General features: G+C 70.9%; 20 protein-coding genes and 1 riboswitch. Of the genes, 13 read left to right on the top strand and 7 right to left on the bottom strand.

The window, feature by feature from the left end; all coding sequences use genetic code 11:
- Positions 1-64 precede the first annotated feature (64 nt).
- From GAS53_RS38335 to GAS53_RS56925, 5 genes are all read left to right on the top strand, one after another.
- Positions 65-424, top strand: a complete 360-nt coding sequence (locus GAS53_RS38335) for an ArsR/SmtB family transcription factor (RefSeq protein WP_192583462.1) — start codon at positions 65-67, stop codon at positions 422-424.
- 220 nt (positions 425-644) lie between these two features.
- Positions 645-1442, top strand: a complete 798-nt coding sequence (locus tag GAS53_RS38330; protein ID WP_151482390.1) for a VOC family protein — start codon at positions 645-647, stop codon at positions 1440-1442.
- Positions 1443-1613: 171 nt separating this feature from the next.
- Positions 1614-2495 (top strand): MHYT domain-containing protein, encoded by an 882-nt coding sequence (locus GAS53_RS38325; RefSeq protein WP_151482389.1) that lies wholly within the window; start codon positions 1614-1616, stop codon positions 2493-2495.
- A gap of 94 nt (positions 2496-2589) precedes the next feature.
- Positions 2590-4032, top strand: coding sequence for a hypothetical protein (locus GAS53_RS38320; RefSeq protein WP_151482388.1), 1443 nt, complete (start codon positions 2590-2592; stop codon positions 4030-4032).
- Positions 4033-4207: 175 nt separating this feature from the next.
- Positions 4208-6442: a protein kinase domain-containing protein gene (locus GAS53_RS56925; protein WP_225859351.1), complete on the top strand. Its 2235-nt coding sequence runs from the start codon at positions 4208-4210 to the stop codon at positions 6440-6442.
- Positions 6443-6572: 130 nt separating this feature from the next.
- On the opposite strand, the gene GAS53_RS38300 is transcribed toward GAS53_RS56925, so the two are convergent.
- On the bottom strand, positions 6573-7103 hold the full coding sequence (locus GAS53_RS38300; protein ID WP_151482387.1) for a hypothetical protein: 531 nt from the start codon (positions 7101-7103) through the stop codon (positions 6573-6575).
- Positions 7104-7268: 165 nt separating this feature from the next.
- On the opposite strand from GAS53_RS38300, the gene GAS53_RS38295 reads away from it, so the two are divergent.
- The gene (locus GAS53_RS38295) at positions 7269-8057 is read left to right on the top strand and encodes an FHA domain-containing protein (protein ID WP_151482386.1); all 789 of its coding nucleotides are present in this window, start codon (positions 7269-7271) and stop codon (positions 8055-8057) included.
- A 51-nt stretch (positions 8058-8108) separates the two neighbouring features.
- On the opposite strand, the gene GAS53_RS38290 is transcribed toward GAS53_RS38295, so the two are convergent.
- Positions 8109-10028 carry a serine/threonine-protein kinase gene (locus GAS53_RS38290; RefSeq protein ID WP_151482385.1) on the bottom strand — a complete coding sequence of 640 codons (1920 nt, stop codon included), beginning with the start codon at positions 10026-10028 and terminating at the stop codon, positions 8109-8111.
- 247 nt (positions 10029-10275) lie between these two features.
- Between GAS53_RS38290 and GAS53_RS38285 the strand changes: the two genes are divergently transcribed.
- On the top strand, positions 10276-10632 hold the full coding sequence (locus tag GAS53_RS38285) for a PadR family transcriptional regulator (RefSeq protein WP_151482384.1): 357 nt from the start codon (positions 10276-10278) through the stop codon (positions 10630-10632).
- Positions 10629-11675 carry a hypothetical protein gene (locus tag GAS53_RS38280; RefSeq protein WP_151482383.1) on the top strand — a complete coding sequence of 349 codons (1047 nt, stop codon included), beginning with the start codon at positions 10629-10631 and terminating at the stop codon, positions 11673-11675. Before GAS53_RS38285 ends, GAS53_RS38280 begins: the two co-directional genes overlap by 4 nt.
- Positions 11676-11807: 132 nt before the next feature.
- On the opposite strand, the gene katG is transcribed toward GAS53_RS38280, so the two are convergent.
- From katG to GAS53_RS38255, 5 genes are all read right to left on the bottom strand, one after another.
- The gene (katG, locus tag GAS53_RS38275; RefSeq protein WP_151482382.1) at positions 11808-14024 is read right to left on the bottom strand and encodes a catalase/peroxidase HPI; all 2217 of its coding nucleotides are present in this window, start codon (positions 14022-14024) and stop codon (positions 11808-11810) included.
- A gap of 33 nt (positions 14025-14057) precedes the next feature.
- On the bottom strand, positions 14058-14495 hold the full coding sequence (locus tag GAS53_RS38270) for a Fur family transcriptional regulator (protein ID WP_151482381.1): 438 nt from the start codon (positions 14493-14495) through the stop codon (positions 14058-14060).
- Between the two features lie 564 nt (positions 14496-15059).
- Positions 15060-15470, bottom strand: coding sequence for a VOC family protein (locus GAS53_RS38265; protein WP_151482380.1), 411 nt, complete (start codon positions 15468-15470; stop codon positions 15060-15062).
- An 82-nt stretch (positions 15471-15552) separates the two neighbouring features.
- Positions 15553-15954: a helix-turn-helix domain-containing protein gene (locus tag GAS53_RS38260; RefSeq protein WP_192583461.1), complete on the bottom strand. Its 402-nt coding sequence runs from the start codon at positions 15952-15954 to the stop codon at positions 15553-15555.
- A gap of 109 nt (positions 15955-16063) precedes the next feature.
- Positions 16064-16471 carry a CoA-binding protein gene (locus tag GAS53_RS38255; RefSeq protein WP_151482379.1) on the bottom strand — a complete coding sequence of 136 codons (408 nt, stop codon included), beginning with the start codon at positions 16469-16471 and terminating at the stop codon, positions 16064-16066.
- Positions 16472-16609: 138 nt separating this feature from the next.
- Positions 16610-16796: riboswitch (cobalamin riboswitch) on the top strand.
- A gap of 66 nt (positions 16797-16862) precedes the next feature.
- Between GAS53_RS38255 and GAS53_RS38250 the strand changes: the two genes are divergently transcribed.
- The 5 genes from GAS53_RS38250 (at position 16863) to GAS53_RS38230 (ending at position 21114) form a co-directional block, all read left to right on the top strand.
- Positions 16863-17885, top strand: coding sequence for an ABC transporter substrate-binding protein (locus tag GAS53_RS38250; RefSeq protein ID WP_151482378.1), 1023 nt, complete (start codon positions 16863-16865; stop codon positions 17883-17885).
- Positions 17882-18898: a FecCD family ABC transporter permease gene (locus GAS53_RS38245; protein ID WP_151482377.1), complete on the top strand. Its 1017-nt coding sequence runs from the start codon at positions 17882-17884 to the stop codon at positions 18896-18898. The genes GAS53_RS38250 and GAS53_RS38245 overlap by 4 nt, the downstream gene beginning before the upstream one ends.
- On the top strand, positions 18895-19707 hold the full coding sequence (locus GAS53_RS38240; protein ID WP_151482376.1) for an ABC transporter ATP-binding protein: 813 nt from the start codon (positions 18895-18897) through the stop codon (positions 19705-19707). Before GAS53_RS38245 ends, GAS53_RS38240 begins: the two co-directional genes overlap by 4 nt.
- A gap of 85 nt (positions 19708-19792) precedes the next feature.
- A complete protein-coding gene (locus GAS53_RS38235; protein ID WP_151482375.1) occupies positions 19793-20542 on the top strand; it encodes a hypothetical protein in 750 nt (249 codons plus the stop codon).
- Positions 20539-21114, top strand: coding sequence for a SixA phosphatase family protein (locus GAS53_RS38230; protein ID WP_151482374.1), 576 nt, complete (start codon positions 20539-20541; stop codon positions 21112-21114). Before GAS53_RS38235 ends, GAS53_RS38230 begins: the two co-directional genes overlap by 4 nt.
- Positions 21115-21204 lie beyond the last annotated feature (90 nt).

Here is a 21204-nt window from a genome sequence, read left to right as displayed (position 1 = left end):
CCGTTTCCGGTGTGCTCGGTGTGCTCGGTGGACGCGGCGACGCCCACGAAGCCATTATGTGCGTATGAGCGCACGCATGCACCTATCACCTGCGAACGATGAGCATCCGCGCACCCCGGGCGAGGAGCAGTTCGCCCTCGCCGCGGAGCTGCTCGCCCTTCTGGGGGATCGCACCCGCCTTGCCCTGCTGCATGCCCTGGCCGACGACGAGGCCGACGTCTCGACGCTGACGGAGCGGTGCGGCGCCGCCCGTCCGGCCGTCAGTCAGCATCTGGCCCGGCTGCGTCTCGCGGGGCTCGTCAACACTCGTAAGGAGGGCCGCCGGGTGATCTACTCCCTGCGGGACGGACATCTGCGCCGGGTCGTGGACGAGGCGCTGAATCTGGCCGACCACCGGCTGAGCGACCGCCCCGCGCACGACTGAGGCGGCCCGTGCCGCCCTGGCGGCTTGTTTCGGCCGCGGCCCCCGGGTACTCGGGGCACGAGGTGCGGCCCGTCATCAGGCGCGGCTCGGGTGCGGCGTGCGGAGCGCGGGACGCCGATGCGGGCGATGCTGGAGGTGATGGAACCACGGCCCCGAGGATGCTTCCGACGCTGTCGGACGTCCGAGCACGCCGGTCGGCACGATTCAGGACGGTACTGCCATGAACCGCGACGCAACACTCCGAAGCGACGTCATCTCCAGTCATGCGGTGGTCGGCGCCCCGTGCTGGGTCAGCCTGACGGCGCGCGACCAGGACGCCGCCGAGGGCTTCTACCAGGCGGTGCTTGGCTGGCGGTTCCGGACGGTCAAGCTGATGGACCGGTTCCGGGTCGCGTACGCGGAAGGGGTGCCGGTCGCCGGTATCGCCGCCGTGGCCTCCATGTGGCAGATGGCCGTCGCCTGGACCCCGTACTTCGCCGTGGCCAGCGCGGACGAGGCGGTCGCCCGGGGCCAGGAGCGCGGCGGTACGACAGCGGTGGGGCCCATCGCCTTTCCGCCGGGCCGCGCCGCCCTGCTGGCCGACCGCGACGGAGCCGTCTTCGGCATCTGGGAGGGTCAGCTCGTCACCGGCTGGGAGACCTGGCGCCGGGCCGCCCCCGCCTTCGTACGGCTGCACACACGCGACGCCTTCGACGCCGCCATGTTCTACGGCGAGGTCCTGGAGTGGGCCACCGCGGAGCCCGGCTGCTGCGAGGTCCACTACGACGGGGACGACGTCGTGCTGCGCAGCGACGGCGACGTGGTGGCCCGTATCCATTCCGGCGCGGTGGAGGCCGCCCCCGATCCCACGATCCGACCGCACTGGCAGGTCCACTTCGCGGTCACCGACGTCGAGGCCTGCGTCCGCGCCGCGCTGGCCCACGGGGGCACGGTCCAGGAAGGCGCGTCCTCGGTCGAGGCGGTGCTTCGGGATCCCGACGGGGCGCAGTTCACGGTGACGTCGGAGAAGCGGCGGTGAGATCGCGCCACCAGAATGGTTCACTCCGGCTGAAAGAATCCTATCGATGACCTGAATTGGTTGATGGGCCACGCAGTTATCTGCGAATCGACCGAAACCGCTTGCTCCCGTCCGGTCACGGCACGTACACCTGTCCCCTGCAACAATCGTGTTCCGGGGGGATGTTGGCACATGCAAGGAACGGTCGACGGATTCAGTTATGGAGCGGTCACGCCGGTGACGGCCTACGTCATGGCGTGCCTCGGAGCCGCTCTGGGACTGCGCTGCATCACCAGGTCGCTACGCAACGACCAGTCGTGGAAGCCGGGTTGGCTCGCGCTGGGAGCGGCGTCGATCGGCTGCGGCATATGGACGATGCATTTCATCGCCATGATCGGATTCCAGGTCGAGGAAAGCCGCATTCGGTATGACGTCGGGCTGACGATTCTCAGCCTCGGCGTGGCGATCGTCGTGGTCGGCCTCGGCGTCTTCGCCGTCGGTTATCGCGGCGCGAGCACGACGACACTGCTCATGGCCGGCACCTTCACCGGCCTCGGAGTCGCGGCCATGCACTACATAGGCATGGCGGCCATTCGCGTGAACGGTCAGCTGCAGTACGACGTCCGCACGGTCGTCCTCTCCGTCGTGATCGCCGTCGTCGCCGCCACCGCCGCGCTCTGGGCCGCGGTCGCGATCCGCGGCTTCCTGACGAGCCTGGGAGCGAGCCTCGTCATGGGCGTCGCCGTCTCCGGCATGCACTACACGGGCATGGCGGCCGTCAGCGTGCACCTGCACGACGCGACCGGCACACCCGGGGCGGGCGGCTCCGCCTACTCGCTCCTGCTCCCCATGCTCATCGGCCCGGTCATCTTCCTGCTGCTCGCGGGTGTGGTGGTGATGTTCGATCCGCTGCTGGTGCTGGGGGACGGCGACTGGAGCCGACCTGCGGCCCGCCGTCGCGCCGCCGCCCCGCAGGCGAGCCCGCCGGCAGAGCCCGAATCCCTGTTCCAGGCGCCGTCCGACGCCGGCCGGCGTACGTACGGGCAGGGCGCATCGGCACCGCGCAACTGGTGATCTGAGCGACCCCGAGGAAGCTCGGGAGGGGTCCCGGAGGCAGGGCCGAACAATGCGGGCAGTCAGACCCGTTCTGCCACCGGGGGAGATCAGGATGAGTGACCCGACGCATGCCGTGCCCGCCATGCCGGAATTCGCGCCTCCCGAGGCCAGGGCGCACGACCCGCTGGCCGTCGCCCTGGGCAACGCCTCCCTGCTCGGGGCCGGCTACCTGATGCTGCGGCGGCGCAGGCTCGCCATCGCCGCGGTAGCCGTCACCGTCGTGCTCGTCTCCAGGCTGCTGTCGACCGCCTCGTCGTCGTACGAAGTCGCCCTGCTCCTGTGGTGGGCGGCCGTCGTCGCCCACGGGTGGTTCCTGGCGCGCAGAGGTGCCGACCGGGTCGCGCTGCGCGGTCAGCGCCTGCTCGCGCTCGGCATCACGCTGCCGGTGCTGCTGGCCGTGGGGCTCCTGCGGTTCGACGCCTCCAGGATCGGGCAGAGCGTCACCGAGGCCCGCGAAAGCGGCGACTGCCCACAGGTGTTGAGCGCCCAGGACAGGGTGTGGTTCGGGCACCGCATCGCCGACGCCCCGCTGGCCGCCCGCGGCGACGAGACCGTACAGGCGTGCAACCGGCTGAAGACGGCCCGGACCGAGCTGACCACCGCGCTGACCGGAAACACCGATGCCCTGGAGGAGGGCTTCGACACCCTCGCCTCGGTCCTCGCGGAACCCGGCAACGAGAAGACGGTCGAAGCGACCTTGAACGGATTCCTCGGCCGCCTGCCCGCCAAGGACCCCTGCGACACCGTCACCGTCACCGACTGGCTCCGCGACCGCAAGCGGAGCCACGACGGGCTGGACCGGTCCGCCGACACGGTCGAGCGGACCGCGCCCGCCGCGCTCGTCGAATGCGGTGACGACCTCTTGGCGGACAGCAGCTGGCAGGAGGCCCGGACGCACTACGAGCGGCTGCTCGACCAGTACCCCGGCGACGACGACCTCGCGGGCAAGGCCCGGAAGGGAGCCAGGAAGGCCACGCTGAGCATCGAGCTGGCCAATGTCCGCGACCTGCTCGCGGGCGGGACCGGCACCCAGCCCGAGTACTGCTCCAAGCCGGCGAAGTACAGCGGCGCCAAGCCCATGGGCAAAGGCACCAACCGCGCGCTGTTCTACGGCGACAACGACGCGTACGGCGACGACTACACCGGCAAGCTCCCCGGCTCCTGGAAGGCCAAGGACCCCGCCGACGCCGTCCTGGTGGTCTGCATGGGACTGGAGGACTTCGGAACCTCCGTCGAGACGTGTCCGTACCGGGACAGGGACTCCAGTGCCCTGACGTACGTGAGCTTCCACAAGATCGCGATCCCGGTGAAGGTCTACGAGTTGCGCACCGGCAAGCTCGTCGCCAAGCGCACGATCCAGATCAGCGGCTCGAGTTGCCCCGCGGTCATCTCGTACTTCTCCTACGGCGACTCCGACACCCCGCCGTCGAACAGGTACGTCACGGAGTCCAAGTCCGACGTGCGAAATGCGTTCCGGTCGCTGGTCGTCCGGTGAGCGGCGACATGGACAGGCGAATCGGCGAGCGCATCGGCTGTGGCGAAGAGCCCCCAGTCCGCCCGCGGTTCGGGAGGGCTCCCGAGCGGGCTGGGTGAGCATGAGGTCCTCGGTCGCCGGAAGCGAACGCTACCGGCGGCTGGTCGGGAAAGCGCGGCCGAGGGAGAGAACGCTGGTGGCAGGGGAGCGGGAACGGGCCATCGCCGGACGGTACCGGCTGCGGCGGCTGCTGGGTTCCGGCGGCGGGGGGAACGTCTGGCTGGCCGAGGACGAGGAGCTCCGGGCGCAGGTCGCGGTCAAGGAGATCGACGTACCGCACGAAGCGGACGGAGCCGTCGGCGACCCCTTCGGCCGGGGACGCAAGGAGGCCCTGAAGGCGGCGCAGCTGCGCGAGCATCCGAACGTGATCACGGTGTACGACGTGGTGGAGGACGACGACCGCGCGTGGATCGTGATGGAGTTCCTGCCGGGTACGCGGGATCTGCGCGCCGTGGTGAAGGAGCGCGGGTCGCTGGCGAGCGACGAGGTGGCCAGGATCGGGGCGGCCGCCCTCGACGCGCTCTCCGCCGGGCACCGGGTCGGCATCATCCACCGGGACGTGAAGCCCTCCAACATCCTGCTGGCGCCGGACCATTCCGGCGCCGCCGACCGCCGGGTCCTGCTCACGGACTACGGCATCTCGCTGCGGCTCCGTGAAACCCGGATCACCCAGAGCGGCATGGTGGTCGGCACCCCGGGCTATGTGGCGCCGGAGCGGCTGTCCGGCGGCGAGGCGACTTCCGCATCCGACCTGTTCTCGCTCGGCGTCACGCTCTACTACGCCGTCGAGGGCACCGCCCCGTTCGAGCGGGACACGCTCGACGCCACCCTGCTGGCGGCGCTGAACACGGTGCCTTCCGTGCCGCGGCGCGCGAGCGACCCGCTCAGCCGCGTGATCATGGGCCTGCTGGCGAAGGACCCGTCGGACCGTATGCGGGCGACGCAGGCGGGCGAACTGCTCGACGAGGCCGCGGTGACCGGCACCCCTGGGGCGCCGCTGCCCGTGCTGCCGGGCCCTGCCCGGGAGCCGGCACCGGAGTCCGCTCCGGCGCTGGTGTCGCCTCCGGCCGTGGCCTCGGTCGCCGCCTCGGCTGCCCGCTCGGCCGGGGCAGACGTCGCGCTGGACGAATCGGGGGACGGCTCGGCGAGCGACGGCTCCGGGTCGGGGCGGTCCAATGGCTCCGGGGAGCCCAAGCCGGGCGGCTCCGAGCGCTCCGACGGCCCGGCCGAGTCCGGGTCCGGCGCCGGGTCCGGGACCGAGCCCGGGTCCGGGACCGAGCCCGGGTCCGGGACCGAGCCCGGGTCCGGGACCGAGCCCGGCGCCGGGACCGAGCCCGGCGCCGGGACCGAACCCGGGTCCGGGACCGAGTCCGGATCCGAGGCGGACTCCGGCGGCCTCGGCACCGCGACAGGCCCCGGCCACTCCGTGCCTTCCGGGAAGGAGCCAGTCACCCCCACTCGGCGCACTTCGGACGGCGTCCGTCGGGTGCCGGGCTGGCGTACGCCCGTGCTGCTGGCGATCGCCGCCGTGCTGGTCGGGGGCGGCGGGTTCGCGCTGGGCGCTGCCACGTTCCGCGACGCGGGGGGCGAGGCGAAGAGCCCGGAGGCCAGGGTGAAGGCCGTCGCGACTCCCTCCCCGACCGTGACCCGCAGCGCGTACCCGTACGGCAAGCAGGTGGGGCTGCGCGAGGGGCTCACGCCGGGGCAGTGCGTCGAGGCCGACTGGAAGGCCGGGGAGTTCAAGGGGCGGCCCGGCCTGAAGCTCCTCGACTGCATCGAAGACGACCCCGAGGGTCAGGTCATCGCGACCGTGGCGGCCGACAGCGCCGTACCGGCATCCGACGCGGAGGCCGTACGCGGCGAGTGCACCCGGCGCACCGCGGAGCTGCGCAAGACCATGGCCGACCCGGTGCTGTACGTCCTCACGCCCGAGACCGGGCAGAGCGAGCCGCCGGCCTCGGCCTGCCTGCTCTTCCTGAAGAACGCCACCCTCGGCGGCCCGCTCGGCGAGTTCCGCAAGCTCGGCGACGAGGTGTACACGACGCAGCTGGGCCCGGGTGACTGCGTCAACGCCGAAGAGGACGAGGACGGCACGTACACCAAGACCCTGGTGAGCTGCGACAAGCCGCACGACGAGCAGATGGTCGGCTGGGCCTGGGCCTCGGGCGAGGGCTCGAGCGACAGCGTGGACACGGCAGGGCTCTGCGAGGAGAAGTACGGGATCAACTGGGCCCGCGGCCAGGGACACGAGATGTGGGGCTGGCAGACCAACGACGACGAGTGGGACGCCGGGTTCCGCCAGGTGCTGTGCAGCGTGGCACGGGAGGACGGCAAGAAACTTCCTGGAGGAGCGTTGAAGCCGGCGTACTGACCCGCGAACATCCCGTGAAGGCGCCGTACGAGGTTCCGCTCGGCCAGTAGGTTCGGCCGAGGTGATCCGGAGCGACGGAGAAGGGTCCGTGACACTCGAACACCTGCCCATGGATGCCCCTGCCGGCGAGTCAGCCCTTGGGGAAGAACTCCAGCACCGCCGTACCACCGTCGAGGGACTTCACACGGAAGCCGAGGCCATTCAGGCCACCGGTGCCGCCCTCGCCGACCGAGGCGCTCAGGAAGGTGCCGGCGCCCGAGGACTGCAGCACCACGGAATCGGCCGTGATCTTCGTGACCCGGAGGACGCTGACGCCGAACCGGCTGTCGACCTTGATGGACGTGGGCTTCGACAAGGCGATGTCGCAGCGTCCGTCGAAGCAGGCGCCGACATCGCTGCCGTCGGCCGCGGCCCGTCCACTCGTGGGAGAGAGCGAGGGAGAGGGCGAGGAAGCCGCCGACGAGGACGGCTGCTCCGTCTTCGCCGGTGTTCCCGCGCCGCTCGCCCTCGACGGCGTACTCGTGGACGACGGCTCCGCCCCCTCCGCGGAGCCGTCGTCCTGGCCGCCGCTCCCGCCGCAGCCGGTGAGAACCACCATCAGCGCCAGCGCCAGCGCCAGCGCCACGGCGCCGCCGCTGGCCCGGCCCCTGTCCGTGCTCATCGGGCAACCCCTCAACTCGTAGGCTTACCAACGCCGTTGAGCCCCGTTGATGGGGCACCCCCTTTTATACGCGCCCGCTTTGGGGAGGGGTCCCGGAGCGGGTGGGCACCCTGGTGAGTGCACCCGTAGGAGTGCCGAGAAAGTCACGAACCGAGGAGACCAGCAATGCCCCTCTCCGCCAGCCTCGCGCGCGGTGTCGCGCCCGCCCTGCCCGGCACCCTGCACGCCCGCACGGTCACCGGCGATCTCAGCGCCCCGCCCCGGTCGGGGCTGACGGTCTGTTTCGGGCGCGGCGAGAAGCCGGATGTGGACCTTGGTGTCGGCGTGGACGACCTTCGGGTGAGCCGGCGGCACGGCGAGCTGACGTACCGCGCGGGGCAGTGGTGGCTGCGCAACACCGGGCAGCAGCTCGTCCGGCTGCCGCGCGGCCGGATGGTGCACATCAGCACCGAGCCGATCCCGCTCGCCACCGGCTACACCCCGCTGTTCGTGAAGGGCTCGGGCTACCGGGAGCACCTGGTCGAGCTGTATGTGGCGGGCCACGACGACCAGGGGCCGGTGTCACGGAGGCGCGCCGAGACCGTGCGGCCGGAGACCTGGGCGCTCGACGACGACGAACGGCTGCTGCTGGTGGTCCTCGGCCAGCGGTACCTGCTGTACGAGGAGGATCCGCGCCCCTTGACGTACGCCATGACCGTCAAGCAGCTCACCTACCTCCGCCCGGACGCGGGCTGGACCGAGCGCAAGGTCGAGCACCGGATCGAGGCCGTACGCCGCCGCCTGGACCGCACCGGCTTCAGGTACGCGCTGATGCACGACAAGTCGCAGGGCCGCCCCAACGACAACAGCCTGCTGCACAACCTGCTCAAGGGACTGGTGGAGTCCACGACGCTCGTACCGCCGGACCTGGACCTGATGGAGGACGACACCGCCTGGCCGGCCCCCGAGCACTGAGAGGACGGCTCCACCGCCCTCTCTGCACCGCCCTCTCTACTGTGCGCGGATCTACTGCGCGCGCAGTTCGGCGGCGGCGGAGGTCGTGAGTTCCGTGGCCATCTCGCAGAGTTCGTCGGTGGGCCGTTTTCCGCCGACGTGCAGGCGCAGCATCTCGGCGGCGGTCTCGGCGTTCTGGCCGCCGTACTCGCGGTATTCGACGAAGACCGTGCAGGTCTCGTCGCCGTTGCCCTCCGGTTCGACCAGGGCGTCGTATCCGCTGAGTGTGATGGGGGTGCCGTCCGCCGCGGACTTGGGCTGATCGCGGAAGAAGCCCACCTCCGTCTCCAGTTCGTCGACGTCGCTCGACCACTCGCAGCTCCAGTTCGCGACGCCGACGTCAGGGTCGTCGGCCTTGAGGCCGGGAACGACGGACAGCGCTTTGGTGTCGAGCAGCTTGCAGGCGTTCGCCCAGGCCAGCGAGTTGTCCGGGTAGGCCGGGGAACGACGGGGGATCGGACCCCGGTTCAGGACCTCGGCCGCGCTCCGGGCGGCCGAGTCGGCGACCGTGCACAGTGCCGCGCTGCCGCCGACCACAGAGCCGTCGCCCTCGTTGACGCGGATCCCGACGACCATGCCGTCGGCGCCGCCGTCAGGCGCCAGCAGCAGCCCGCACTCGTCGTCCTCCGGCTGCTCCTCCACGATGCCGATCTTCCCGATGGTCCTGACGGACTCCGACGTCTCGGGCCGCGAGCCCGGGCGGAGCTGGATCGACACGTCGATCCGGGTCTTGTCGTCGGGGCGGACCAGCACGTCGCAGCGGTCGAAGTTCCCGTAGTCCACGTCCACTTCGGCGTCGCCGAACCGGTCGAGAGCGGCGGGATCGGCCAGGGCGCACAGGTCGGCGGTACGCGGATTGCCGATCAGGGCCCGCGGTTTGCCCTTCGAGGCGTTCTCCTCGATCCGGCTGCGGTCGGATTCGTTGGAGGCCTTCCCGTCATCGCCGCCATCGGGGATGACGACGAGCCCCAAGGCCAGTAAGGCGCTGATACCGAGGACCGCGGCGAGCAGCGACCGGCGCCGCCGCGGGCGCCAGGCGGACTGGTTCACCGTGGTGCCCGGGCCATCCGACTCGGGTCCGGCGACGGCCTCCAGGAGCCGCTTCACCTCGGCGGCGTCGGGGCGTTGCCGAGGATCGCGCTGCAGCATGGCGGTCAGCACGGGGTACAGCGGTCCCACTGCGGCGGCGTCCATCTCGACGACGCCCTGCTCGGCCTTCCAGTACCTCAGCCGCTCGGTGTCCTTCCCGTCCCCGTGCTCGCTGTGGTCCTCGTCGTCCTCGGGCCCGCCGCCGCGCGGCGGCGAGCCGGTGACCAGCGCGTAGAGGGTGGTGGCCAGGCAGAACACGTCCGAGGCCGGCCGAGGGACGTTCCCCTTGGCCAGCTCGGGGGCGGCGTAGTCCGGAGTGAAACTGAACGGGCCGTTGGCCGTGATGGTCTCGGTGCCGCCGACCCGGTATGCGGCGCCGAAGTCCAGCAGCTTCGCGGAACCCCGCCGCGTGAGGCCGATGTTGGCGGGCTTGACGTCGCAGTGGACGATGCCCGCCTCGTGCAAGGAGGCGAGCGCGTCGGCGAGTTGGGCCCCGATGCGGGCCGCCCGCACGGGAGACATCTGCGGCTGCCGGTCCAGGCCGCCGCCGGACACGTACTCCATGATGAACCAGTACGTCTCCGCCGCGTCCCCGTCCCGCGGCACGGTCACGACGTCGAACAGGGTCACGACGTGGGGATGGTCGCGGAACTTGGCCATGGCACGCGGCTCGCCCAGCAGCCGTCGCACCTCGGTCTCACGATCGCCCTCCATCCGCTCCGGTTTCAGTGCGACGTCCTGCCCCACCACCGTGTCGTGGGCCAGCCACACATCGCCGCCTCGCCCTGTGCCGATGACCTCCTTGAGGACATAGCGGCCGGCGAATTCCTCTCCGGAACGCACAGTTCCCCCCTCACCCGGGTTCCACGATGCGCGCGGCAATGGTGTGGCGCGCGTGATACCGAACTTACTGTGTGTGGCGATCAGTGCGCAGGGTCTACCCGGAGCCTGCATCAGAAGTCCTCATGCGTAGAGGTTGTGGAGGCGGTGACGGTGAGACAGCTGCGCGGCCCTCTCGGACAGGACTAGTCTATTCTCGTACTAGTACGAGTTCCGTGGTACTCGCGGATCCTGTTTAGGGGGTGGGACGGTGGACGCGTCGGCCGACTGGCAGACCGGATGGCTGCGGGGAGCTCTCGAACTCGCTCTCGCCGCGGTCCTGGCCGAGGGGCCCGGACATGGGTACGCGCTGGCGCAGCGCCTGGCCGAGCAGGGCTTCGGACGGGTGCGGGGAGGCGCTCTGTATCCGGTGCTGGGGCGGATGGAGCGCGACGGGGTGGTGAGTGCCACCTGGGAACCGGGCGAGGGCGGTCCGGGGCGCAAGGTCTACGCGCTCACCGAGGCGGGACACGACAGGTTTCGGGAGCAGCGGGCGCAGTGGGCCCGGTTCTCGGTCCTGATGGACGGCCTGCTGGGGACGGACCGATCGACGAGGGGGACGGAATGACCGCACAGCACAGTGAGACGCATGAGAAGTGGGCGGCGAGTCTGGAGCTGCGGCTGGCTCTGCAGCCGGGTATGGACCGGGCCGCGGTGGAGGACGTGATCCAAGAGACCGCCGAGTACTGCGCGGAGACGGGCGAGCACCCGCGGGAGGCTTTCGGGGATCCGGACGAATACGCCGTGCGGGTTGCTCGTGAGCGTGATCCGGTCGGTGAGCGGGCCGGGCGGGACTGGGCCGGCCTTCGTCCGGCCGACCATCTGCGCGCAGGTGTGTACGGCGTTGTCGTCCTGCTGGTCGTCGGGTCGGGGCTGGCGCTGGTCCGCGGCGAGTGGTGGGTGGAGCTCACCTTCGCGAGCGTCGCCGGGTCCGTTCTGGTCATGGCCGCGATGGTGGCGACCGGCACGGTCCTCGCGCTGCGTGCCGCCGGACGGGCCAGGGCCGCGGCCGCCGCAGCAGTCGGCACGCTGGTCCTGGTCGTGGCGGGTGCCATTGCCTTCCTCGGACTGCCGCGCGACCCTGTGGGGCGGCTGCCGGCGTGGGCGTTCGCCGCGGGCGGGGTTCTGCTCGCTCTCCTCGGCCGGTGGCTGGAGTCCTCGGCCCGCACGCGGCGGAAAGCCGCGACCGCGCCGGTCCAGAAGGCGGACGGCACGGACTCCGCGGTCTCTGTGGAGGCCGACGCGTCGGATACCGATCAGTGGCTCGGCCACCTCGGTGGCCTGCTGTCCGGCAGGCACGGCCTTCCCCGCAATCGGGTGCGGCAACTGGTCACCGATGCCCGGCTCCACCTCGCCGCGACCGGGGCTGCCCCGGCCGAGGAGTTCGGTCCGGTGGAGGTCTACGCCCTGGAGCTGGCCGAGCAGGCCGGCGGGCGGGCCTGGTGGACACGCGACGGCACATATCTCGCGCTGACCGGCGTGCTGTTCGCGGGCTATGGGCTGGACCGCCTGGTCGACGGCGATTACGGCTGGGCCTTGTGGGGCTGTGCCGCGGCCCTCGCCCTGACCCTGTGGCTGCTGACTGCGCAGCTTCTGAAAACCCGTACCTGAAACCCGTACCTGAAACCCGTACTGGAAACGACACGCCCCGGCTGGACGGGAGAGTCCAGCCGGGGCGGTACGTCCAGGTCGACCGGCGCGAGCCGACCGACCTGGACGTCATGATCAGACGAGTCCGACGAGTCAGACGAGGTCGAACCGGTCCAGGTTCATGACCTTGTCCCACGCCGCGACGAAGTCCTTCACGAACTTCTCCTTCGCGTCATCGCTCGCGTAGACCTCCGCGAGCGCGCGCAGCTCGGAGTTCGAGCCGAAGACGAGGTCGGCACGGGTGCCGGTCCACTTGACCTCGCCCGTGGCGGCGTCGCGACCCTCGAAGGTGTTCTGGTCCGAGGACGTCGACTTCCACGTCGTGCCCAGGTCGAGCAGGTTGACGAAGAAGTCATTGGTCAGCGTCCCGGGGGTGTCGGTGAGGACGCCGTGCGACGACTGCTGGTGGTTCGCGCCCAGGACACGCAGGCCACCGACGAGGGCCGTCAGCTCGGGGGCGCTGAGGGTCAGCAGGTTCGCCTTGTCGAGCAGCAGGTACTCGGCCGGCAGGCGGTTGCCCTTGCCCTGGTAGTTGCGGAAGCCGTCGGCGGTGGGCTCCAGCGCGGCGAAGGACTCCGCGTCGGTGTGCTCCTCGGTCGCGTCGACGCGGCCCGGGGTGAAGGGCACCTCGACGTCGTACCCGGCGTCCTTGGCGGCCTTCTCCACGGCCGCCGCGCCGCCGAGCACGATCAGGTCGGCCAGGGACACCTTCTTGGCGCCGGAGCTGAACTCCTGCTGGACGCCCTCCAGGACGCGCAGGACCTGCCCGAGCTGGTCGGGGTCGTTGGCCTCCCAGCCGCGCTGCGGCTCGAGGCGGATGCGTGCGCCATTGGCGCCGCCGCGCTTGTCGCTGCCGCGGTAGGTCGAGGCCGACGCCCACGCGGTGGACACCAGCTGGGAGACGGTCAGGCCCGAGTCGAGGAGCTTGGCCTTGAGGGCCGCGACGTCACCGGCGTCGATGACCTCGCCCTCGGCCTGAGGCAGCGGGTCCTGCCACAGCAGGGTCTCCTCCGGGACCTCCGGGCCGAGGTACAGCGACTTCGGGCCCATGTCGCGGTGGGTCAGCTTGTACCAGGCGCGGGCGAAGGCGTCCGCGAACTGGTCGGGGTTCTCGTAGAAGCGGCGGGCGATCGGCTCGTAGATCGGGTCGAAGCGCAGCGACAGGTCGGTGGTGAGCATCGTCGGGAGGCGCTTCTTAGACGGGTCGTGCGCGTCGGGGATGATCTCCTCGGCGTTCTTCGCCACCCACTGGTTCGCACCGGCCGGGCTCTGGGTGAGCTCGTACTCGTACTCGAAGAGGTTCTTGAAGAACCCGTTGCTCCACTGGGTGGGCGTGGTGGTCCAGATGACCTCCAGCCCGGAGGTGATGGCGTCCGCACCCTTGCCGGTGCCGAAGGAGTTCTTCCAGCCGAGGCCCTGCTCCTCCATCGAAGCGGCCTCGGGGTCGTTGCCGACGTTCTCCGCCGGGCCCGCGCCGTGGGTCTTGCCGAAGGTGTGGCCGCCCGCGATCAGGGCGACCGTCTCCTCGTCGTTCATCGCCATCCGGCGGAACGTCTCACGGATGTCGCGGGCCGCGGCGATCGGGTCCGGGTTGCCGTTCGGGCCCTCCGGGTTGACGTAGATGAGACCCATCTGGACGGCGCCGAGGGGGTTCTCCAGCTCGCGGTCGCCGGTGTAGCGCTGGTCGTCGAGCCAGGTGGTCTCGGGACCCCAGTAGACGTCCTCCTCCGGCTCCCAGACGTCCTCACGGCCACCGCCGAAGCCGAAGGTCTCGAAGCCCATCTGCTCCAGGGCGACGTTGCCCGTGAGGATCATGAGGTCGGCCCAGGAGATGCTCTGGCCGTACTTCTTCTTGACCGGCCACAGCAGGCGGCGCGCCTTGTCCAGGTTGCCGTTGTCCGGCCAGCTGTTGAGGGGGGCGAAACGCTGCTGCCCGGCTCCGGCGCCGCCGCGGCCGTCGCTTACGCGGTAGGTGCCGGCGCTGTGCCAGGCCATACGGATCATCAGCGGGCCGTAGTTGCCGAAGTCGGCCGGCCACCAGTCCTGCGAGGTGGCCAGTACCTCGGCGATGTCCTGTTTCACGGCCGCCAGGTCGAGGTTCTTGAACGCCTCGGCGTAGTCGAACTCCTCGCCGAGGGGGTTGGCCACGGCGGGGTTCTTGGCAAGGATCTTCAGGTTGAGCCGCTCCGGCCACCACTGGCGGTTTCCGCCGCCCTGGGTCGGGTGGGCGGCGCGGCCGTGCGCGACCGGGCAGCCACCCGCCTCCTCCGGCTTCGGGTCTGTGACGATCGCATCATGGTTCTCAGTCATGGGGAATCCTTCCGAACTGGGTGGATCACGTGCTCAGGAACTGCGGGCGGTGGAACAGTCGGGGCACAGGCCCCAATAGATGACCTCGGCCTCGTCGACCGAGAAGCCGCGGTCGTCGGACGCGGTCAGGCACGGGGCATGGCCGACCGCGCAGTCGACGTCGGCGAGGGCGCCGCACGACCGGCACACGAGGTGGTGGTGGTTGTCCCCGACGCGTCCTTCGAACCGGGCCGGGCTGCCGGGCGGTTCGAGGCGGCGTACGAGTCCCGCCGTGGTGAGTGCGTGAAGGGCCTCATACACGGCCTGGAGGGAGATGTGGCCCACGCGCTCGCGCACCCCGGAGGCGATCGCCTCGACGCCGAGGTGATCACCGTTCCGGACGGTCTCGAGCAGCGCGACGCGAGCGGCCGTCACCCGCAGGCCGGCACCGCGCAGCTCCTCGGCGGTGGTCGGGGTCTGGGGTGCAGTCATGGCGCAGAACCTACAGCCATAAACGCGAATGGTTCAAGAAAAGGAACGGTTAAAGTCTGGTGCCGTGTCGTCGACGTCTGCCTCGTCGTGGCGTGGCGGCCAGTGCTGACGGGGATCCGGGCGTGTGTCACGGTCAGGCTGCCTCGGTGGCAGCACGCGTACGCATACGCCAGATCGGTGATGAACAGGGCCGACGGCTGGCGCGGATCATCCGCGGAGGCACTGGTCGGTGGTCACCGTCGGTGGTCACCGTCGGTGGTCATGTGGCGATGGGCGCGGTCGGTGACGCCGCCTGCGCGGAGCGTGCCGATGGTCGAGATCACCGAGGCGATGTTCACGTCCGCAATCACCGTGGCCTGCGGCGGAGGCCGATCCGGCACACGAATCCCGGGCGCCGTTCCCGGGCGCGGGCACCAGTGGGCCGACCGCAGGCGGCATAGCAGCCAAAGCGGTCGGCCCACTGACTTCGACAGGGCGCGGGAGGCCTACTGGATCCCGCAGGATTGAGTTCGAGCGAACGATCAATCAGCTCAAGATCTTCGAACAGTCCTGAGTCCTTAGTCCTTAGTCCTTCGGCTGGGTGAAGCGGATGCTGTTGCCGAAGGGGTCGCGGAGGCCGCAGTCGATGCCGTACGGGCGCTCGGTGGGCTCCTCGGTGAACTCGACGCCCTTGCCGCGCAGCGTCTCGTACGTCTTGCGGCAGTCGTCGGTGCTGAAGATGAGATGGCCACCCGTGGCGCCCTTGGTGAGCAGCTCGCGGACCTGCTGGGCCGTTTCCTCGGACATCGCCGGAGGCCCGGGCTTCTCCAGCAGGATCTGGCGCTCCGGGTGACCGGGGACGCTGACGGTCAGCCAGCGCATGAAGCCCAGGTCGGCGTCGGAGTTGACCTCCAGGCCGAGCTTGCCGACGTAGAAGTCGAGAGCCTCGTCCTGGTCGAGGACATAAATCTGCGAGTGCGTGATAGCGGTGAACATGTGCATCACGCTACCGAGCCGGCCGGACGAAAAACTTATCCAAAACTGCTCAGTCGACGGACGCTCCAGGCAGCGCGGACGGTCAGGCGCTCGGCCGCATCCACGCCATCGTGAAGCACGTCGGTACGTTCGTGGCCGCGGCCTGCCGGGCTTCCTTGCGGTACGTCCTGGGTGAGCGGCCGACGATGTCATGGAACGTGCGACTGAAGGTTCCCGGGCTGCCGAAGCCGACTTCGAAGCAGATGGCCGTCACGCTGCGGTCGGTCTCCCGCAGCAGGAACATCGCACGCTCGACCCGGCGGCGCTGCAGATAGCGGTGCGGTGTCTCGCCGAACGTGGCCCGGAAGGTGCGCGTGAAGTGCGCCTGCGACACATGGGCGATCCGGGCCAGGGCCGGGACGTCCAGCGGCTTCGCGTAGGAGCGGTCCATCGCGTCCCGCGCCCGAAGCATGCGGCGGTTGGTCTCTTCGGCAGCACGGCTCACAGCGTCATCACACCACGGTTCTCCGCCCGTACATATGCGTGCCGGACCCGGCGTCTCTGACGCATGCGCGCCAGACCCCGCGTCTCCGACCTGATACGCCGGACAGGCCCTAACGCAGAGAGTTGATCTCGATCGCCGGGCAGCGGTCCATGACCATGTCGAGGCCGGCCGCGCGGGTGCGCTCGTACGCCGCCTCGTCGATGACGCCGAGCTGGAACCAGACGGCCTTGGCGCCGATGGTGACGGCCTCGTCGGCGACGGGCCCGGCGAGGTCGCTGTTGACGAAGACATCGACGACGTCGACTTCGAAGGGGATCTCTTCCAGAGAGGCGTATCCCTTTTCGCCGTGGACCGTCTCGGCCTTCGGGTGCACGGGCACGATGCGCTTGCCGAAGCGCTGGAGGACGCCGGCGACGCCGTACGCGGCACGCCGCTCATTCGACGACAGGCCGACGATCGCCCAGGTGTCGCCGAGCTCGGTCAGGATCTTGCGGATCGTTGCCGGGTCGCCGTACACGGTCGGCCTCCTTGGAGTGGCTGCAAGAGGTGTTCAGCCGGGCAACAGCGGGCGGCGCACGGTGATTCCCGGAGGCGGACCGGAGGGAGCGGGGCCGTGTCCCGCGGGGACGGCCCGCGACGGCCGTGATCCGGTACGTGATAGCTTGCCGAGGCCAGTCGAACCCATGTACGTGGGTCAGGGAATCCGGTGGGAATCCGGAGCTGACGCGCAGCGGTGAGGGTGACGGGCGGGGCATCGGCCACTGGACCGACACGACGGTCCGGGAAGGCGCCTCGTCCGGGTGAACCCGAGTCCGAAGACCTGCTGGCGGCCCCCGCGGTCACGCGCGGCGGGGGAGCACCGTACGACCGGGCTCCGCGTTCGAGCCCTCGACGCCCGAGGAACTCCCGTGCCCATCGCACGTCTTGCCCGCCCTGCCGCCCTGCTCCTTTCCGGGGCTCTCCTGTTGGCCGGCTGCGGTTCGACAGGCTCGTCCGAGTCGGACTCCGGAGCCGCTGTCAGCCTCGACAACTGCGGCCGCACCGTACGCGTCGAGTCCCCGCCCCGGCGGGCCGTCTCGCTCAACCAGGGCACCACCGAGATCATGCTCTCGCTGGGCCTCGTCGACCGTATGGCAGGCACCGCCACCTGGACCGACCCGGTGATGAAGGGCCTGGAGAAGGCGAACGCGAAGGTGGAGCGGATCGCCGACAACAACCCCTCCTTCGAACGGGTCCTGGACGCCGACCCCGACTTCGTGGCCGCCTCGTTCGTGTCCACGCTCGGCAAGGGCGGCGTCGCCACCCGGGAGCAGTTCGAGAAGCTCGGCGTGCCCGCGTACGTCTCACCCTCCGACTGTGCCGGCAAGGACAACTCCGGAGACGGCGACGGAGCGCGGAAGACCGCCCTCGACATCGACGCCATCTACGGCGAAGTACGCGACCTCGCCGAGGTGTTCGGCGTGGAGGAGAGGGGCGAGAAGCTCGTCGCCGAGCTCGAGCAGCGTATGCGGAAGGCCACTTCGGGGATCGACGCGTCGGACGTCACCCTCCTGTACTGGTTCGCCAACTCCGACTCGCCCTACATGGCGGGCTGTTGCGGCGCGCCAGGCGTCATCACCCGGGCCCTCGGCGCGAAGAACGTCTTCGACGACACGCACGAGGAGTGGCCCCAGATCAACTGGGAGACGGTCGCCGACCGCGACCCCGACGTCCTCGTCATCGGCGACCTGACCCGAAAGTCGCAGACCGCCGAGTCCGCCGAGAAGAAGATCGAGTTCCTGGAGTCGGACCCGGTCACCAGGAACATGACGGCCGTCAAGAAGAAGCGGTACGTCCTGCTCAGCGGTCAGGCCATGAACCCGACCATCCGCACGGTCGAGGGCGTCGAGCAAGTCGCCTCGGCCCTACGGGAGTTCGGGCTCACGGGGTGACGCGGCTGCGCCTGTCACTGCTCTCCGCGGCCGGTGTCGCACTGCTCTGCGCGTCGGTCGCCGTCGCGATCACCATCGGTCCGGCGGACATCCGGGTCGGTGACGTCTGGTCCGTGGTCGCGTCCCATCTCGGCTGGGGGAGCTCGGAGTTGACCCCGATACGGGACGGGATCGTCTGGCAGCTGCGACTGCCGCGGACGCTCCTCGCCGCCGTCTGCGGGGCCGGACTCGCCGTGTGCGGCGCGGTGATGCAGTCCCTGCTGCGCAACCCGCTCGCGGACCCGTTCGTCCTCGGCGTGTCCTCGGGCGCCTCGACGGGCGCGGTCGCCGTGGTCGTCCTCGGAGCCGGCGGCGGTCTGGTGTCGGTCTCCGCGGGCGCGTTCCTCGGCGCGCTCGTCTCGTTCGGGCTGGTCCTGCTGCTCAGTCACACCCTCGGCGGCACGACGGACCGCGTGGTGCTGAGCGGAGTCGCCGCGATGCAGCTCTTCTCCGCCCTCACCTCCTTCGTCGTGATGACCGCCGCCGACGCCGAGACCACCCGCGGAGTGCTGTTCTGGCTGCTCGGCTCACTCGGCGGGGTCGGCTGGACCGACGTCTGGGTCTGCCTGGCGGTGCTCACAGTCACGCTGCTGGTGTGCCTCGGGTACGCGCGCACGCTCGACGCTTTCGCCTTCGGCCAGGAAGCCGCCGCGACCCTCGGGGTCTCCGTGGCGCGTACGCGCCTGGTGCTGCTCTGCGCCACGGCGCTGCTGACCGCCGCGCTGGTCAGCTCGGCGGGCGCGATCGGCTTCGTCGGCCTCGTCCTGCCGCACGCCGCCCGGGCGTTGGTGGGTTCCGGGCACGCCCGGCTGCTGCCGGTCGCCGCCCTCGCCGGCGCGGTGTTCCTGGTGTGGGTGGACACCCTGGCCCGTACTGTCCTCGATCCCCAGGAGGTGCCGGTGGGCGTGGTGACCTCGCTGATCGGAGTGCCGGTGTTCGTACTGGTGCTGTACCGGACGCGGAGGACGCGATGAAAACCGAGGGCGCGACGCATACGCGGCACGAGCCGAACGAGGGCCTCCGCGCCGACCGTGTCACCCGCACCGCCGACGGCCGCCTCATCCTCGACGGCGTCAGCATCACCCCCGCCCCCGGCACCACCGTCGGCCTCCTCGGCCCGAACGGCTCCGGCAAGTCCACCCTCCTGCGTCTGCTCGCCGGCGTCCTCACCCCCGCCTCGGGCGTCGTCACCCTCGACGGCAGCCCCCTCGCCGAACTGGGCCACCGCGACATCGCCCGCCGTATCGCCGTGGTCGAGCAACAGGCGGACACCCAGGTTGAGTTGACCGTCCTGGACGTCGTACGCCTCGGCCGCATCCCCCATCGCCGCGCCTGGACCCCCGCGTCCGCGACCGACGAGGAAGTCGTACGCGGCGCTCTCGACCACACGGGCCTCACCGACCGCGCCCACCAGTCCTGGCACACGCTCTCCGGCGGCGAGCGCCAACGCGTGCAGATCGCCCGCGCGCTCGCTCAGGAGCCCCGCGAACTCCTCCTGGACGAACCGACCAACCACCTCGACATCCAGCACCAGCTCGACCTGCTGGCCCTCGTCACCTCGCTCCCCGTCACCAGCGTCGTCGCGCTGCACGACCTCAACCTCGCGGCGATGTACTGCGACCGACTCGTCGTCCTGCGCGAGGGTCGCGTGGTGGCCTGCGGCAGTCCGGGCGACATCCTCACGGAGGAACTCATCGCCGAGGTGTACGGAGTCCGCGCCTCCGTCACGCGGAACGGCTCCGACGACCGGCCCCACGTGCGTTTCCTGGGCACCGTGCGCTGATCCGCGCGCGAGCGAGTCGCGAACACGTGTCCGGAATGACGTCAGCCTCCCTGCGCCCGGCGGCTCACGCGCCTACGCTCACCCCGTGCTGCGTATCACCGACGCCCGAACCGGCGAGCCCACCGACGCCACCCCCGCCCGCCGGGGCCTGACCCGCGTCGTGGCGCACGTACCGCGCCCCGACACCACCGGCCTGCGCGTGCTCCTGGTCGCCGACGTCCTCGTTCGCGCCCTGGAGATCAGCGGGACACCCGTCTGGACCGTGCTGACCGGCACAGAGGGGCGCGCGGAACTCCGGGCCGCCGCCACGGCGCTCGGCATCCGGCCCTTCGAGGACGAACGGGACAGCGGATCCGGGCTCGGCGAGGCCCAGGTACTGCATGTGCTCGGCCCGGACGCCGAGGCGGCGGACGGCCTGCGCGTCGAGGTCGCCCCGGTCGAGGACGCGAGTGGCCCGGCCGGCTTCGAGAGCGACCAGGGCGACCCGGCCGATCCCACGGCCCTGCGTCTCGCCCTGCTCGCCCGGCCCCGCCGCGAGCCCCTCCGGCTCGGCGCGGCCGAGCTCGCGGACGCCGAGGAGAACCTGAGGCGCTGGCGGGGAGCCGTCGCCACGTGGGCCACCCGGCCGTCCGGCCCCATCCCCGATCCCGTACGCCAACAACTGCGCGCCGCCTGGGAGGACGACTTGGACGTGCCCGCCGTACTCGGCGTGCTGCGGAAGGTGGAGACGTCGGGGACCGTCCCGGACGGCGCCCGCTTCGAGACGTACGCCTACGCGGACCGGCTCCTCGGGCTCGAGCTCACCCGTGACATCGGCCGCGGGACCCCGTCGTGATCACGCGCGCCGGGGCGGGCCCGCTGCGCCGCTTGGTCGTCCTGCGGCACGCCAAGTCGGCCTGGCCGGACGGCGTCGCCGACCATGAGCGGCCGCTCGCACCGCGCGGGCGCCGTGACGCCCCGGCCGCCGGCCGGGCGCTCGCCGCCGCCGACTGCCTGCCCGACCTCGCGCTCTGCTCCACCGCCGTACGCGCCCGGCAGACCTGGGAGCTGGCCGCCGCACAGTGGGGCACGCCCCCGCCCGTACGCCACGATCCGCGGCTGTACGCGGCAGACGTACCGGAGCTGCTGGAAGTGGTCCGTGCGGCGCCCGCCGAAGCCAAGACGCTGCTGCTGATCGGGCACAACCCCGGCCTGGAGGACCTGGTGCTCACCCTGGCCGGAGACAGCCTCGACGACGCGCTGGACGACGTACGGACGAAGTTCCCCACGTCGGCGATCGCGATCCTCGCCTGGCACGGCGGCGGCTGGGAGTCCCTCGGCCCCGGCACGGCGCTGCTCACGGACATGATCGTGCCGCGGGGGAAGAAGAAGGGCGACGAGAAGAAGGGCGACGAGAAGATGGGCTGACATCGGCCCACAGGGGCGCGCGGCCGCCGCTCGAGGTTCGGCTCGACACGGCGCAGCACCTCGCGGGGCACGGGCGCGCTTCCGCCGTCG

The sequence above is a fragment of the Streptomyces albicerus genome (genome assembly GCF_008905045.1).
In the GTDB taxonomy this organism is placed as follows: domain Bacteria; phylum Actinomycetota; class Actinomycetes; order Streptomycetales; family Streptomycetaceae; genus Streptomyces; species Streptomyces albicerus.
Note: the sequence above shows the minus strand (reverse complement) of the source record. Positions and strands in the feature narration are given on the sequence as shown.